The organism is Pseudomonas sp. IT-P4 (assembly GCF_949767755.1).
Lineage (GTDB): Bacteria > Pseudomonadota > Gammaproteobacteria > Pseudomonadales > Pseudomonadaceae > Aquipseudomonas > Aquipseudomonas monachiensis.
This window is the reverse complement of record NZ_CATKPX010000089.1, coordinates 180752-194397: the sequence shown is the minus strand read 5'-3', so window position 1 is coordinate 194397 and position 13646 is coordinate 180752. Positions and strand designations below refer to the sequence as shown.

14 protein-coding genes and 1 pseudogene are annotated in these 13646 nt (G+C 60.7%); 6 read left to right on the top strand and 9 right to left on the bottom strand.

All coding sequences use genetic code 11. From position 1 onward, the window contains the following. Positions 1-32: 32 nt before the first annotated feature. Genes ispE through ACM6IT_RS26765 form a run of 3 tightly spaced genes read right to left on the bottom strand, consistent with a single transcriptional unit; the run spans position 33 to position 3232 of the window. The gene (gene ispE, locus ACM6IT_RS26775) at positions 33-884 is read right to left on the bottom strand and encodes a 4-(cytidine 5'-diphospho)-2-C-methyl-D-erythritol kinase (RefSeq protein ID WP_223540960.1); all 852 of its coding nucleotides are present in this window, start codon (positions 882-884) and stop codon (positions 33-35) included. A 1-nt stretch (position 885) separates the two neighbouring features. Continuing rightward, a complete protein-coding gene (gene lolB, locus ACM6IT_RS26770) occupies positions 886-1503 on the bottom strand; it encodes a lipoprotein insertase outer membrane protein LolB (RefSeq protein ID WP_414914542.1) in 618 nt (205 codons plus the stop codon). Positions 1504-1507: 4 nt separating this feature from the next. Then, positions 1508-3232, bottom strand: a complete 1725-nt coding sequence (locus ACM6IT_RS26765) for a tetratricopeptide repeat protein (protein WP_056726274.1) — start codon at positions 3230-3232, stop codon at positions 1508-1510. A gap of 233 nt (positions 3233-3465) precedes the next feature. On the opposite strand from ACM6IT_RS26765, the gene hemA reads away from it, so the two are divergent. From hemA to ACM6IT_RS26735, 6 genes are all read left to right on the top strand, one after another. Continuing rightward, entirely contained in the window at positions 3466-4755 is a 1290-nt protein-coding gene (gene hemA, locus ACM6IT_RS26760) for a glutamyl-tRNA reductase (RefSeq protein ID WP_414919007.1), read from the top strand. After that, the gene (prfA, locus tag ACM6IT_RS26755) at positions 4752-5834 is read left to right on the top strand and encodes a peptide chain release factor 1 (RefSeq protein WP_056726272.1); all 1083 of its coding nucleotides are present in this window, start codon (positions 4752-4754) and stop codon (positions 5832-5834) included. The genes hemA and prfA overlap by 4 nt, the downstream gene beginning before the upstream one ends. Further along, the gene (gene prmC / locus ACM6IT_RS26750; protein WP_414919006.1) at positions 5835-6665 is read left to right on the top strand and encodes a peptide chain release factor N(5)-glutamine methyltransferase; all 831 of its coding nucleotides are present in this window, start codon (positions 5835-5837) and stop codon (positions 6663-6665) included. Beyond that, positions 6659-7414: a molybdopterin-synthase adenylyltransferase MoeB gene (locus ACM6IT_RS26745; protein WP_414919005.1), complete on the top strand. Its 756-nt coding sequence runs from the start codon at positions 6659-6661 to the stop codon at positions 7412-7414. Before prmC ends, ACM6IT_RS26745 begins: the two co-directional genes overlap by 7 nt. Continuing rightward, positions 7407-8198, top strand: coding sequence for a glutamate racemase (gene murI / locus ACM6IT_RS26740; RefSeq protein WP_056726269.1), 792 nt, complete (start codon positions 7407-7409; stop codon positions 8196-8198). The genes ACM6IT_RS26745 and murI overlap by 8 nt, the downstream gene beginning before the upstream one ends. Positions 8199-8320: 122 nt before the next feature. Beyond that, positions 8321-8839, top strand: a complete 519-nt coding sequence (locus ACM6IT_RS26735) for an acyloxyacyl hydrolase (RefSeq protein ID WP_056726268.1) — start codon at positions 8321-8323, stop codon at positions 8837-8839. Positions 8840-8919: 80 nt separating this feature from the next. Here ACM6IT_RS26735 and ACM6IT_RS26730 read toward each other — a convergent pair whose 3' ends face one another. The 6 genes and pseudogenes from ACM6IT_RS26730 to ACM6IT_RS26705 all read right to left on the bottom strand — a co-directional run bounded on the left by ACM6IT_RS26730 (position 8920) and on the right by ACM6IT_RS26705 (position 13569). Further along, complete coding sequence (locus ACM6IT_RS26730; protein ID WP_056726267.1) at positions 8920-9225, bottom strand: YkgJ family cysteine cluster protein; 306 nt, start codon at positions 9223-9225, stop codon at positions 8920-8922. Positions 9226-9324: 99 nt separating this feature from the next. Beyond that, positions 9325-10107: an SDR family NAD(P)-dependent oxidoreductase gene (locus ACM6IT_RS26725; protein WP_056726266.1), complete on the bottom strand. Its 783-nt coding sequence runs from the start codon at positions 10105-10107 to the stop codon at positions 9325-9327. Further along, positions 10104-10202 (bottom strand): annotated as a pseudogene (locus ACM6IT_RS26720) (nuclear transport factor 2 family protein); the annotation flags it as partial. The pseudogene ACM6IT_RS26720 and the gene ACM6IT_RS26725, both read right to left, overlap by 4 nt. Positions 10203-10204: 2 nt before the next feature. Beyond that, complete coding sequence (gene phrB, locus ACM6IT_RS26715) at positions 10205-11647, bottom strand: deoxyribodipyrimidine photo-lyase (RefSeq protein WP_414914544.1); 1443 nt, start codon at positions 11645-11647, stop codon at positions 10205-10207. Positions 11648-11668: 21 nt separating this feature from the next. Beyond that, on the bottom strand, positions 11669-12610 hold the full coding sequence (locus ACM6IT_RS26710) for a MerR family transcriptional regulator (protein WP_414919004.1): 942 nt from the start codon (positions 12608-12610) through the stop codon (positions 11669-11671). Next, positions 12610-13569, bottom strand: a complete 960-nt coding sequence (locus ACM6IT_RS26705; protein WP_414919003.1) for a YbgA family protein — start codon at positions 13567-13569, stop codon at positions 12610-12612. Before ACM6IT_RS26705 ends, ACM6IT_RS26710 begins: the two co-directional genes overlap by 1 nt. Positions 13570-13646 lie beyond the last annotated feature (77 nt).

The following is a 13646-nucleotide window of genomic DNA, read 5'->3' as shown; positions in this document are numbered from 1 at the left end:
CTGTTGCAACGATTACCCAGTAATCGGTTCCTTTAGAGCAGACTTTGCAGCTTGCGATGCAACATCGAAACGTTGCTTCCTTTTGCTACAAACCCTGTAAGGGTCTCTGTAAGAAGGGCCGAGACTTTATCAGCTTCAGCTTTGCTTGGGAAGCCCCCAAACACACAACTTCCAGTTCCGGTGAGTTTTGCTTCGGTAAATTTACCTAACAAATTCAAAGCGTTACGTACCTCTGGATAACGCCTTGTTACCACCGGCAAGCAGTCATTACGACTGTTTCCCTTGGGAACGGGGCGCACTTTAATGGGAGGAGTGTTACGTGTCAACAACGGATCTGAAAAAATTTCTGCCGTACTTACAGAGACTTGCGGCACCAGCACCAGATACCACGGTTCTTCCGGGTCGACAGGGGTCAGTTTCTCCCCCACGCCCTCGGCGAAAGCCGCGTGGCCACGTACGAAAACCGGGACGTCGGCGCCCAGCGTCAACCCCAGCCCGGCAAGGCGATCTTCATCCCAGCCCAATTGCCACAGATGATTCAAACCAAGCAAAGTCGTTGCGGCATTCGAGCTGCCGCCACCGATGCCGCCGCCCATTGGAAGGATCTTGTCGATCCAGATATCGACGCCCAGCGGGCAAGCGGATTGCTCCTGAAGTTTTCTGGCAGCCTTCACGATCAGGTTGCTGTCGTGGGGGACGCCCGGGAATTCGGTGTGCAATTGAATGACACCGTCATCGCGCAGGGCATAGGTGATTTCGTCGCCGTAATCGAGAAACTGAAACATTGTCTGCAGTTCGTGGTAGCCGTCTTCGCGGCGACCCAAAATGTGCAGCATCAGATTGAGTTTGGCCGGCGAGGGCAGCGTCAGGCGATTGTCCGGCATGTCATTGCCCCAGTTTGCGCGGTTGCCAGACCTTGATCACCAGCGTGACATCAAGGTCGGTGCCGCTGAGCTTGATACGCTCGGGCAACCAGTAACCGTTTTGCTCGGTGTAGGCGGTGTAGTCGACCTTCCAGCCATCCTGTTCCAGGCTGGCCAGGCGGCTGTCGCCGTCCAGGGTCAGGCGACTTTTGCTGTCGGGAGCCGGGAGCCCGCGCACCCACCAGGCCAGGTTGGACACCGGCAATTTCCAGCCCAGCTGTTCTTCGAGCAGCACTTCCGGGTTCGGCGCGTCGTAGCGTCCCTGGTTGGCGACTTCCAGCGACACCTTGCCCGGACGTCCGGTCAGGCGAGCGGCACCGCGGCCCAGTGGTCCGGACAGGCGAATGTCGTAGTAATCCTGGCGCTGCAACCAGAACAGCGTGCCACTGCCCGAGTCTTTCGGGGCGCGGATGCCGATCTTGCCGTCGATCTGCCAGCCATCGAGGCCGGTCAGTTGCTGTTTGTGCTCGCGCCATTGGGCGGCGTTGCCATGACCCTCGACCGATTCGCGGGGACCCAGGCCTGCGCAGCCGGCGAGCAGGGCGATAAAACTGAAAACGATGAAATGGCGCAAAAACATAATCTTAAAGAGTCTCTGATCCGGTCAGGCGTTTGATGGTGCCGCGCAGGGTCGGGCTGTCGGGTTGTTCCTTGAGGAACTTGCCCCAGACTTGTTTCGCTTCACGCTGTTTGCCGTTGGCCCACAGGACTTCGCCCAGGTGCGCAGCGACTTCCTGGTCGGGGAAGCGTTCCAGGGCCTGGCGCAGCAGGCGCTCGGCTTCGTCGAGATTGCCCATGCGGTAATTCACCCAGCCAAGGCTGTCGAGCACCGCCGGGTCTTCCGGGCTGATCCGGTGCGCCTGTTCGATCAGGGCCTTGGCTTCGGCGTAGCGCGTGGTGCGGTCGGACAGGGTGTAGCCGAGGGCGTTCAACGCCATGGCATTGTCCGGGTCGCGCTTGATGATCGTGCGCAGGTCTTTTTCCATCTGCGCCAGGTCATTGCGTTTTTCCGCCTGCATGGCGCGGGTGTAGAGCAGGTTCAAATCGTCCGGATATTGCTGCAAGGCTTGTTGCAGAACGTTCCAGGCCTTGTCGCCCTGATTGTTGGCGGACAGGGTTTCGACTTCGATCAGGTACAACTGGATCGCGTAATCGGGCTGCTCGTCGCGCTCAGCCGCCAGTTTGCGTTGGGCTTCGGCGGTCTTGCCGTTGTCGATCAGAATGTCGGCCTGGCGCAATTGCGCCGGCAGGTAGTCGCTGCCCGGACCAACCTTGGCGTATTCGATCAGCGCGCCTTGCGGGTCGTTCTGTTCTTCGGCGATGCGGCCGAGGTTCAGGTGTGCCGAGTCGACATGGCTTTCCCGGGCGATCAGGTCTTCAAGATAACCCTTGGCCTCGTTCCAGGCCTTGGCTTCCAGGCAGACCAGTGCCAGGGAGTAACGCAGTTCGTCGTCTTCCGGGTATTGCTGGACCAGGCTCGAGAACTCGGCCTTGGCGTCGTCCATGCGGTCCTGTTCAACCAGCATCCGCGCGTAAGTCAGGCGCAGGCGTTTGTCGTCCGGGTACTTCTTGATGCTTTTTTGCAGCAGCGGCAAGGCCTCGTCACCGCGATCGAGGGTTTGCAGCAGGCGCGCGCGCAGCAGGATCGGCGCGATTTCACCGTCGTCCGGCGGATTGTCTTCCAGCAACTTCAACGCGCCTTTGGTGTCGCCGTCCTGTTGCATCAGCAAGGCCTTGCCGAAAATCAGCTGGCTGTTGTCCGGATGACGTTGCAACAAACGGTCGAAACTTTTCATCAAGCCGTTGCGGGTGTCCTGGTCGGTGTCGGCCGCGGACAGCGCAAGGAAGTCGAAATGGGTGTCGCCCTTGCCTTGCAGGACTTTCTCCATATAGACCATGGAGTCGTCATAACGACCGGTGCGTGCCAGCTGCACGGCAGCGGCGCGTTGCGCTTCGAGGTCGTCGGGGGCGTTCCTGGCCCAGATCAGCGCAGTGTCCAGGGCTGCCTGATCGGCGCCCAGATATTCGGCGATACGAAATGCGCGCTCGGAGATGCCCGGATCCTGGGTGTTGATGGCCTGGGTCACATAGTTGTCCAGGGCAATGTCGAAACGATTGCGCTGGCCCGCCAGTTCGGCACTCAACAGGCTGAAAATGGTTTCCTCGCTGAATGAGCTGTAGACCTTGGGCTTTTCAGGGGCCGGGGTGCTGTCTTCAACCGGTGGCGCACCGTCCGACGACACGGGGGCCAAGGCCTGGCAGCCGCTGAGGAAGGCAAGAGCGAGGAGCAACGCGGAAGATCTATTCATATAGGAGGAGGACGACTAACCTGCGGTCGGATCATCATGACACAAGCTTTCGGCCAAACATAACCGGCCCGGCAATTTACCTGCCAGCCCGATAGAAGACTCTTGGGGATCCTTTAAACGAGAACCGCTCGCAACGTCGGCGTCGTCTACTGGCACGATAGATATCGAGTAGTTGTTCTGATTCCGTCGAAGTAGGACAATTGTCGGCTTCACGTCACAATCAGCGACTTTGAATGGCCTTCCTTGCACTCGGTATTAACCACAAGACTGCTTCAGTAGACGTCCGCGAGCGCGTGGCTTTTACCCCTGAGCAGCTGGTTGAGGCCTTGCAGCAGCTCTGCCGACTCACCGACAGCCGCGAAGCTGCGATCCTCTCCACCTGCAATCGCAGTGAACTCTATATAGAACAGGATCACCTGTCGGCAGACGTCGTGCTGCGCTGGCTGGCCGAATATCATCATTTGAGCTACGACGAGCTGCGCGAAAGCGCCTATGTGCATGAAGATGATGCGGCAGTTCGTCACATGATGCGGGTCGCTTCCGGGCTCGACTCGCTGGTGTTGGGCGAACCGCAGATTCTCGGCCAGATGAAGTCGGCCTATGCCGTGGCTCGCGAGGCCGGGACCATCGGGCCGTTGCTCGGGAGGCTGTTCCAGGCCACGTTCAATGCGGCCAAGCAGGTGCGCACCGACACGGCTATCGGCGAGAACCCGGTATCGGTGGCGTTTGCCGCGGTGAGCCTGGCCAAGCAGATTTTCAGCGACCTGCAACGCAGCCAGGCCTTGCTGATCGGTGCCGGCGAGACCATCACCCTGGTCGCCCGCCATCTGCATGACCTGGGTGTAAAGCGCATTGTGGTCGCCAACCGTACCCTGGAGCGCGCAAGCATCCTGGCCGAACAGTTCGGTGCTCATGCGGTGTTGTTGTCGGATATTCCGGCAGAGCTGGTGCGCAGCGACATCGTCATCAGTTCCACCGCCAGCCAGTTGCCGATCCTGGGCAAGGGTGCAGTGGAAAGCGCCTTGAAACTGCGCAAGCACAAACCGATCTTCATGGTGGATATCGCTGTTCCCCGCGACATCGAGCCAGAAGTCGGCGAGCTGGACGACGTTTACCTGTATAGCGTCGACGATCTCCACGAAGTGGTTGCCGAGAACCTCAAGAGTCGTCAGGGCGCAGCCCAGGCCGCCGAAGAGATGGTCTTGATCGGCGCCGAAGACTTCATGGTCCGCCTGCGTGAGTTGGCGGCGGTGGACGTGCTCAAGGCCTATCGTCAACAGAGCGAACGCCTGCGCGACGAAGAATTGCAAAAGGCCCAGCGCATGCTGGCCAACGGCAGCAGTGCCGAAGAGGTGCTGGTGCAACTGGCTCGCGGGCTGACCAACAAACTGTTGCATGCACCGAGCGTGCAGTTGAAAAAGCTGTCTGCCGAAGGTCGCCTGGATGCGCTGGCGATGGCCCAGGAACTCTTTGCCCTCGGTGAGGGCTCATCGGATAGCTTTTCGGATAAAAAACCGCAATGAAAGCGTCACTGCTCAATAAGCTGGATATCCTCCAGGACCGTTTCGAGGAATTGACTGCCCTGCTGGGCGACGGCGAGGTCATTTCCGATCAAAACAAGTTCCGCACCTATTCCAAGGAGTACGCGGAAGTTGAACCGATCGTGGGCGCCTATAAACAGCTGCTGAAAGTGCAGGACGACCTCGAAGGCGCCCAGGCACTGCTCAAGGACAGCGACCCGGACATGCGTGAAATGGCCGTGGAAGAAGTCCGCGAGGCCAAGGAACGCCTGGTCACGCTCGAAGCCGACCTGCAACGCATGCTGCTGCCCAAGGACCCGAACGACGGGCGCAATGTGTTCCTCGAGATCCGTGCCGGTACCGGCGGTGACGAGGCGGCGATTTTCTCCGGCGACCTGTTCCGCATGTATTCGCGTTACGCCGAGCGTCGTGGCTGGCGGGTGGAGATCCTCTCGGAAAACGAGGGTGAACACGGCGGCTATAAAGAGGTGATTGCCCGGGTCGAGGGCGACAACGTCTACGGCAAGCTGAAGTTCGAATCCGGCGCGCACCGCGTGCAGCGGGTTCCGGCGACGGAATCCCAGGGCCGCATCCACACGTCGGCCTGCACCGTGGCGGTATTGCCCGAGCCGGACGAACAGGAGGCCATCGAGATCAACCCGGCCGACCTGCGCGTCGATACCTATCGCTCCTCCGGCGCCGGTGGCCAGCACGTCAACAAGACCGACTCGGCGATCCGTATCACGCACTTGCCGTCCGGCATCGTCGTCGAGTGCCAGGAGGAACGTTCACAGCACAAGAACCGCGCCCGGGCGATGTCCTGGTTGTCGGCCAAGCTGAACGATCAGCAGACCTCCGCTGCGGCCAACGCCATCGCCAGCGAGCGCAAGTTGCTGGTCGGCTCCGGTGATCGCTCCGAGCGCATCCGCACCTACAATTTTGCCCAGGGCCGGGTCACCGACCACCGGGTCAACCTGACCTTGTATTCCCTCGACGAGATCCTCGCCGGCGGTGTCGAGGCGGTGATCGAGCCGTTGCTGGCCGAGTACCAGGCCGATCAACTGGCAGCGATAGGTGAGTAAATGACGATCATTGCCAGTTTGTTGCGCGCCGCCGATTTACCCGACTCGCCGACGGCGCGTCTGGATGCCGAACTGCTACTGGCGGCGGCGTTGGGCAAGTCCCGCAGTTTTTTGCACACCTGGCCGGAGCGCATCGTACCGAGCGAAGCGGCGCTGACGTTTGCCGAATACTTGCAACGCCGCCGCAGCGGTGAGCCGGTGGCCTATATTCTTGGCCAGCAGGGTTTCTGGAAACTGGACCTGGAAGTGGCACCGCACACGCTGATCCCACGCCCCGACACCGAGTTGTTGGTGGAAGCCGCGCTGGAACTGTTGCCGGCCACACCGGCCAGGGTACTCGACCTCGGCACCGGCAGCGGCGCCATCGCCCTGGCCCTGGCCAGCGAACGCCCGGCATGGAATGTCACCGCCGTGGATCGCGTGCTGGAGGCCGTGGCCCTGGCCGAACGCAATCGCCAGCGCCTGCATCTGGGTAACGCCACCGTGCTGAGCAGCCATTGGTTCAGCGCTCTGGACGGTCAGCGCTTTCAACTGATCATCAGCAATCCGCCCTACATCGCAGCGGCCGATCCGCATCTGGTCGAGGGCGATGTGCGCTTCGAACCGGCCAGCGCCCTGGTGGCGGGTATCGACGGGCTCGACGATCTGCGCCTGATCGTCGCCCAGGCACCGGACCATCTGGATGCCGGTGGTTGGCTGATGCTCGAACACGGCTATGATCAGGCCGAGGCGGTCCGCGATTTGCTGCTGACCCGGGGTTTTGAAGAAGTCCACAGCCGCACCGATCTGGGCGGTCACCAACGCATCAGTCTGGGGCGCCTGCCGTGCTGAATGATCAGGAATTGTTGCGTTACAGCCGGCAGATTCTGCTGCAACACATCGATATCGACGGCCAGTTGCGGCTCAAGCAAAGCCGCGTATTGATCGTCGGCCTTGGCGGCCTTGGCGCGCCCGTGGCGCTGTATCTGGCGGCCGCCGGGGTTGGCGAGTTGCACCTGGCGGACTTCGACACGGTCGACCTGACCAACCTGCAACGCCAGATCATTCACGACACCGACAGCGTCGGCATGACCAAGGTCGATTCGGCAATCAAGCGCCTGACCGCGATCAATCCCGAGATTCAACTGATCACCCATCGTGCGGCGCTGGATGAGGATTCCCTGGCCGCCGTGGTGGGTGGGGTGGATCTGGTCCTCGATTGTTCCGACAATTTTTCCACCCGTGAAGCGGTCAATGCCGCTTGCGTGGCGGCCGGCAAACCGCTGGTCAGCGGTGCGGCGATTCGCCTCGAAGGGCAACTGTCGGTGTTCGATCCGCGTCGACCGGAGAGTCCGTGCTACCACTGTTTATACGGGCACGGCAGCGAAGCCGAATTGACCTGTAGCGAGGCCGGCGTGGTCGGTCCGCTGGTGGGGCTGGTCGGCAGTCTGCAAGCGCTTGAAGCGCTGAAGTTGCTGGCCGGATTCGGCGAGCCGCTAGTGGGGCGCCTGCTGTTGATCGATGCCTTGGGCACGCGCTTCCGTGAATTGCGGGTCAAGCGCGATCCGGGCTGCAGTGTCTGTGGGTCGAAACATGCGTGAAGCGCCGATTGGCGTGTTCGACTCCGGTGTCGGCGGGCTCTCGGTACTGGCCGAGATCCAGCGTTTGCTGCCTAATGAATCTCTGCTGTACGTCGCCGACTGCGGGAATGTTCCCTACGGCGAGAAAACCCCGGAATTTATCCGGCAGCGTTGCAGCGTGATGGCCGACTTCTTTCGGCAACAGGGCGCCAAGGCCTTGGTGCTGGCGTGTAACACGGCGACGGTTGCCGGTGTCGCCGACTTGCGTCGCGACTATCCAGAATGGCCCATCGTCGGCATGGAGCCGGCAGTCAAGCCGGCCGCCGCCGCAACCCGCTCCGGCGTGGTGGGGGTGCTGGCCACCACCGGTACCTTGCAGAGCGCCAAGTTCGCCGCGTTGCTCGACCGCTTCGCCACGGACGTGAAAGTGATCACCCAGCCCTGCCCCGGGCTGGTGGAGCTGATTGAAAACGGCGACCTGCGCAGCCCGGAGTTGCGTCAGCTGTTGGCTGGATATGTTCGGCCACTGTTGGCTGCCGGCGCGGACACCCTGATTCTCGGCTGCACCCACTACCCCTTTCTCAAGCCGATGCTGCGGCAGATGATCCCCGAGGACATCAGCCTGATCGACACCGGCGCCGCCGTCGCGCGGCAACTTCAGCGTCTGCTGGCCGAAGGCGAGCTGCTCGCCGATGGGCCGGCCCGTGAGGCACAGTTCTGGACCAGCGCCGATCCGCTACATTTCAGAAATATCTTGCCGATATTGTGGAATACGGCTGGCGTTGTGCGAAGCTTCAGCAGGTAGAAGGCTGTCCGGGGGGAATACGAAGAGTCGGGTGAACTTCTGATAAATCGCTGACTTCTATAGTTTTGCAGGGCTTGGCAACAAAAAAACCATACGAAATCGTTCGCAAAAGGAAGTTTCAAGTGAAGCGACTATTCTGCTTGGCCGCGATTGCGGCCGCACTTTTGGGGCACACTTTTACCGCGCAGGCGGCAGGTGTGGAGTTTGCCGTGGGGCAAACCGGCGAGTCGACCATGACCTATCGATTGGGGATGCAATTCGATTGGGACCAGAGCTGGTGTCAGAGTGACGTGGGTCGTCTGACCGGTTATTGGGACGGCGCCTACACCTATTGGGAAGGTGACAAGACATCCAGTAACCACAGCCTGTCGTTCTCGCCCGTGCTTGTTTATGAATTTTCCGGCCAGAACGTCAAACCCTACATCGAGTTTGGGGTTGGCGTGGCAGCCTTTGCCAGCACCGAAGTCGAAAACAACGATCTGGGCAGCGCCTTCCAGTTTGAAGACCGCTTTGGTTTCGGTTTGCGCTTTGCCGGCGGGCATGAAGTCGGGGTCCGCGCGACGCACTATTCCAATGCCGGGATCACCACTCCGAACGATGGTGTAGAAAGTTACGCATTGCATTACACGATGCCGTTGTAAGGCGCAACGCTGTACTAAATGTGGGAGCGGGCTTGCTCCGGGCAAGCCCGCTCCCACATTGGTATTGGGACAACTTCAAACTAGCGATACGCCGTCGAAATCCCCTGGCGCTCTTCGATGCACTCCGGTGCGCCCATCTCGAACTCCCGGCAGATCAGCGGGCGTTTTTCGTAGATGGTGCACATCATCGTGTTGCGATCCAGCGCGGCACACCAGCCGTCATCCAGGCGCAGCATCACTTCCCCACCCCAGTCATCGGTATCGATGAACCGTTCAGGCACGCCCGTATCGGTGATCAGCATGACTTCGAGCTGGCAGCAGCAGGCCGCGCAGGTCGAGCAGGTGACTGCGGGTTCCGCGATTTGCGTATGGGGGATGGTTTTCATGGTGCGCAGTGTAAGGCAGTCACCGGGTGCTGTGTGAAAGGTCGGACGGACGCTCAAGTATCGGAACGTCCGGGATACCGATGCCGATAATGGCGATTTTCAGGGTTGATCCTTGATCGGCGGCTGGCTGCGTATCATGCGCTTGCCGATTTCCAGTTTCACTTGGTCCGGCCGTTTGGCGAGTGGCCAGAGGGCGCCCATGAACGCCGCCGGGAAAGCGATTTCCAGCGGGCGGTCCTTGAGTTTTTCGAAGATGTGCCGCGCGGCTTTCTCCACCGGCCAGCTCAAAGCCATGGAGGAGTCGTTTTTCGCTGTCAGCGGCGTCTCGACAAACCCGGGGCTGATCACCGTGAGTTCTATGCCTTCCGGGGCCAGGTCGATGCGCAGGGACTCGAACAGGTAACGCAGCCCGGCCTTTGAGGTGCCGCAGGCTTCTGCCTTGGGCAGTGGCAGGTAAGTCACCGTGCTGGCCATGGCGATCATATGCGGTGCGGTACCGGCCCGCAGCAAAGGCAGGGCGGCCTCGATGCAATAACTGCTGGCCAACAGGTTGGTACGCACCACGTGCTCGACAATCGACGCATCGAACTGCTTGGCATCTACGTACTCGCAGGTACCGGCGTTGAGTATCACGGTGTCCAGCGAGCCCCAGTCTTCGGCAATCTGCTCGCCGATCTCGCGCACGGTCTGGCTGTTGGTCAGGTCTCCGGCGACCACCAGCACCTGCCCCGGGTAACGGAGCGACAAGTCTTTCAGTGGTGCCACGGTGCGCGAACTGACGGCCAGGTGCGCACCGGTTTTGAGGATTTCTTCGGCCAGGGCGGCACCAATGCCACTGCTGGCACCGGTCAGCCAGTATCGTCGTGCGAGCGTACGACTCATCCCAATCTCCTTTTCAGCCGGGCAATTGCCCGGCCCAATACGGGTAAATGTCCATCATGCAAAGCCCCGGCATCGAAGTCATCCCGGAGGCGATAATTCATGATCCAACGGCGGCATACTGCCGCAAGGGCAGGTTTTTGAATACCGTCAACGCACGCGTACGGGAAGCGCTCAAGTCGACGATCGGTGGGGGGTAATCCACAACACCGAAAAGGCCGCCGAGATTGGCGGGGTTGTGCACGTCCTTTTTGTTCAGCCCGGCCAGTTCCGGCAACCACTGCTTAATGAACACGCCTTCGGGGTCGAATTTTTCCGACTGGCTCAACGGGTTGAAAATCCGGAAGTAAGGCGCCGAGTCGGTGCCGGTGGACGAACTCCACTGCCAGCCACCATTGTTCGCCGCCAGGTCGCCGTCAATCAGGTGACGCATGAAAAAGCGTTCGCCTTCGCGCCAGTCGATCAGCAGGTTTTTGGTCAGGAACATCGCCACCACCATGCGCAGGCGGTTGTGCATCCAGCCGGTTGCCAGCAGTTGGCGCATGGCGGCGTCGATGATCGGCAAGCCGGTACGCGCCTGTTGCCAGGCGGCCAGTTCTTCTGGGGCGTTGCGCCAGGCCAGGGCTTCGGTTTCCGGACGAAACGCGCGGTGCCGGGAAACCCGTGGGTAACCCACCAGGATGTGTTTGTAAAACTCGCGCCACAGCAGTTCGTTGATCCAGGTGACGGCGCCGGTCTTGCCGCTTTCGAATTCACCTTGATTGCTGTTCAAGGCCGCGTGCAGGCATTGGCGTACAGAAATCACCCCGGCGGCGAGATAGGCCGAGAGCTGACTGGTACCGGGCTTCGCCGGGAAATCCCGTTCGCTTTGATAGTGCTCGATCTGTGCATCGCTAAAGCTGTCGAGGCGATGCCGGGCTGCGGCTTCTCCCGCCGGCCACAGGTTGCGCAGGTTATCAGCAGGTGTTGCGAAACCGTCGACCCTCAAGGGGATCGCATCGCTGGCAATGTTCAGCGGCGCTTGTTTGTGCGGCGCTCCTACCAGGCTGGGCAGGGAGTGGTGCAGGCGCTCGTAGCAGACTTTGCGGAACTGGCTGAAGACCTGGAAGTAAGTGCCGGTGCGGGTCAGCACGCTCCCGGGCCTGAACAGCAATTGATCGAGGTAGCGGTGAACTTCGATGCCTTCGGCCTGTAGCGTCCGGGCGACCGCTGCATCGCGACGGGACTCGTGGATGCCGTATTCCTCGTTGAGGTGCAACGCGTCGACTTGCCACTCTCGGCACAGGTTCAGCAATACGCTGGGCACGTCATCCCAGCGGGGAGCCTGGCGGATCAGCAGGGGAATGTTCAGTTGACCCAGCTCGCGGCTCATTTCGCGCAGGTTACGCAGCCAGAAGTCCACTTTGCAGGGCGCATCATCGTGTACCAGCCATTGTTCCGGACTCAGCAGATACACCGCCACGCACGGGCCGCGAGCCGCGGCGGCCGAGAGGGCGGTGTTGTCATGCAGGCGCAAGTCGCTGCGCAGCCAGATCAATTGCATTTTGTTATCCACGGGATCCATTTAAATCAGTCCTCGCTGAACGAGTGCCTGATGTGCCGACAACGGATCTTCGGCCAGGTACAAATCAGCGATCTCGGCAGTACTTGCAGACAACTCGGCGTGGTGGATGCATACCGTTGGTCCGGCAATCATTTTTGGGCAACTGACGCCTTTGAAAAGTTTCGGCAGTTGCGCCGGATTCAGGGCTTTGCTTGAGTACAGCAGAACCCCGCGGGGTTGCAGAAGTTCGACTGCCAGTGCCAGTTCGCCGACAGGCAGCGGCCAGTCGAAGACCTCCACCGGGCAATCCGCACTGCTGACCAGCCAAGCCGTGAGCCACAGGTGCGGTTCCATGGGCAGGTCCGAATGGTTGACCAGCAGCAACGGCGCGGTGCGTAACTGACGGTTGTTATGGTAGATGCGCGCACCGAACTTGCTGCGCAGCCAGGCACAAAAAAAGCCCCGCTCCATCTGCGCCCCGAACTGGCCTTGCCAGCGTTGCTCCAGAGCGGCCAGCAAGGGCATCAGCAATTGCTCGCACAGGGTTCGCGGCGGATACAGCGCCATCGCCTGATTGACGCTGTCGTCCAGGGCACGCTCCTGCAATCGGCTGATCGCCAGCAGTAACGTTTGCAGCAAGGCGTGCCAATCGTTGTCGACGGACTCGCTGAAGGCTTGAGGCGTGTCGAGCAATGGCTTGACCTGGCTGACGGCAACGCCACGGTTGAGCCAGGTGAGGATGGTCTGGATGCGTTGTACGTGGTCGGCCGAGAACAACCGATGGCCCTTGGGCGTGCGCAGCGGCACGATCAGACCGTAGCGCCGCTCCCAGGCGCGCAAGGTCACGGCATTGACCCCGGTTTGCCGCGCCACTTCACGGATCGGCAGCCAGCCTGCGTCCAGCGCCTTTTTAAAGTCATCGCCGAGGTCTTCGCGGGCGCTGGTGTCGAGTCCTTTTTTCATCAGATGGCGTTTCGCAGGCTGAGGTTTTCCGGGTGCGGTTGCAGGTAAACCTGCTGTGCGATGTACGGATCGGGGTGTTGGCGAAAGTGATGCTTGAGCAGCGTCAGCGGCACCACCAGCGGCACGATACCCAAGCGGTACTGGTTGATCACGTGCTGCACTTCCTGCTTGTCTTCGCCGCTGATGGCCTGTTTCAGGTAGCCACTGAGGTGTTGCAGGACGTTGGTGTGAGTGCGGCGCGTGGCGCATTTTTTCAGTGCCGCCATCAGTTCGCTGAAATAGCGGGGGGCCAGTTCCTGCGGATCGGTTTTGCCCATGTTGCCCAGCAGGTGGCCCAGGGTTTTGTACTGCACCGGGTTGTGGGCCATCAGCAGGTATTTGTAGCGCGAGTGAAAGTCCGTGAGACCACGCCGGGTCATGCCCTCCTGGCGCAGTTGCTGCCAGGCGCTGTAGGCGAAAACCCGGGTGAGGAAGTTTTCCCGTAGCACCGGATCGTTGAGCCGGCCGTCTTCCTCCACCGGCAAGTCCGGGTGCCGCAGACAGAAGGCCCGGGCATAGATCCCGCGCCCGTCTCTGTCCGCCCGTGCGCCGTTGGCGTGGTAGACCTTGACCCGCTCCAGCCCGCAGGACGGGGAATTTTGCATGAAAATATAGCCGCAGATATCCCCCAACTGCGCTGCCATGTCCCGGCCGTAGGTGTCCAGTGGTTGCGTCACGTTAAGCTTGTGATCGAGGGTGCCCACGGCTTCGGGTTGATCCGCGCTGCCCACCAGTCGAATCGGTTGGCGCGGTACACCCAGGCCGATGGCCACTTCCGGGCAGACCGGGATGAAATCGAAGTAGTCAGTGAGGGTGCGGCTGCACAGCCGCGACTCTTTGTGCCCACCGTTGTAGCGCACATCGAGGCCCATCAGGCAGGCGCTGATGGCGATTTTCGGTTTGGCGGGGGAGTGGAGCATCGGAGCACCTCGAATCTGAACCTGTACAAACATTCGTGTCTGTACAAGATAACTTCATCATAGATTCGAAGTTATAC

Coding starts and splice junctions, on each gene's coding strand:
- prmC (WP_414919006.1), top strand. CDS start 5,835: ATGACGATCATTGCCAGTTTGTTGCGCGCCGCCGATTTACCCGACTCG.
- murI (WP_056726269.1), top strand. CDS start 7,407: ATGCGTGAAGCGCCGATTGGCGTGTTCGACTCCGGTGTCGGCGGGCTC.
- prfA (WP_056726272.1), top strand. CDS start 4,752: ATGAAAGCGTCACTGCTCAATAAGCTGGATATCCTCCAGGACCGTTTC.
- lolB (WP_414914542.1), bottom strand. CDS start 1,503: ATGTTTTTGCGCCATTTCATCGTTTTCAGTTTTATCGCCCTGCTCGCC.
- ACM6IT_RS26725 (WP_056726266.1), bottom strand. CDS start 10,107: ATGAGTCGTACGCTCGCACGACGATACTGGCTGACCGGTGCCAGCAGT.
- ispE (WP_223540960.1), bottom strand. CDS start 884: ATGCCGGACAATCGCCTGACGCTGCCCTCGCCGGCCAAACTCAATCTG.
- ACM6IT_RS26765 (WP_056726274.1), bottom strand. CDS start 3,232: ATGAATAGATCTTCCGCGTTGCTCCTCGCTCTTGCCTTCCTCAGCGGC.
- ACM6IT_RS26710 (WP_414919004.1), bottom strand. CDS start 12,610: ATGAAAAAAGGACTCGACACCAGCGCCCGCGAAGACCTCGGCGATGAC.
- hemA (WP_414919007.1), top strand. CDS start 3,466: ATGGCCTTCCTTGCACTCGGTATTAACCACAAGACTGCTTCAGTAGAC.
- phrB (WP_414914544.1), bottom strand. CDS start 11,647: ATGCAATTGATCTGGCTGCGCAGCGACTTGCGCCTGCATGACAACACC.
- ACM6IT_RS26705 (WP_414919003.1), bottom strand. CDS start 13,569: ATGCTCCACTCCCCCGCCAAACCGAAAATCGCCATCAGCGCCTGCCTG.
- ACM6IT_RS26730 (WP_056726267.1), bottom strand. CDS start 9,225: ATGAAAACCATCCCCCATACGCAAATCGCGGAACCCGCAGTCACCTGC.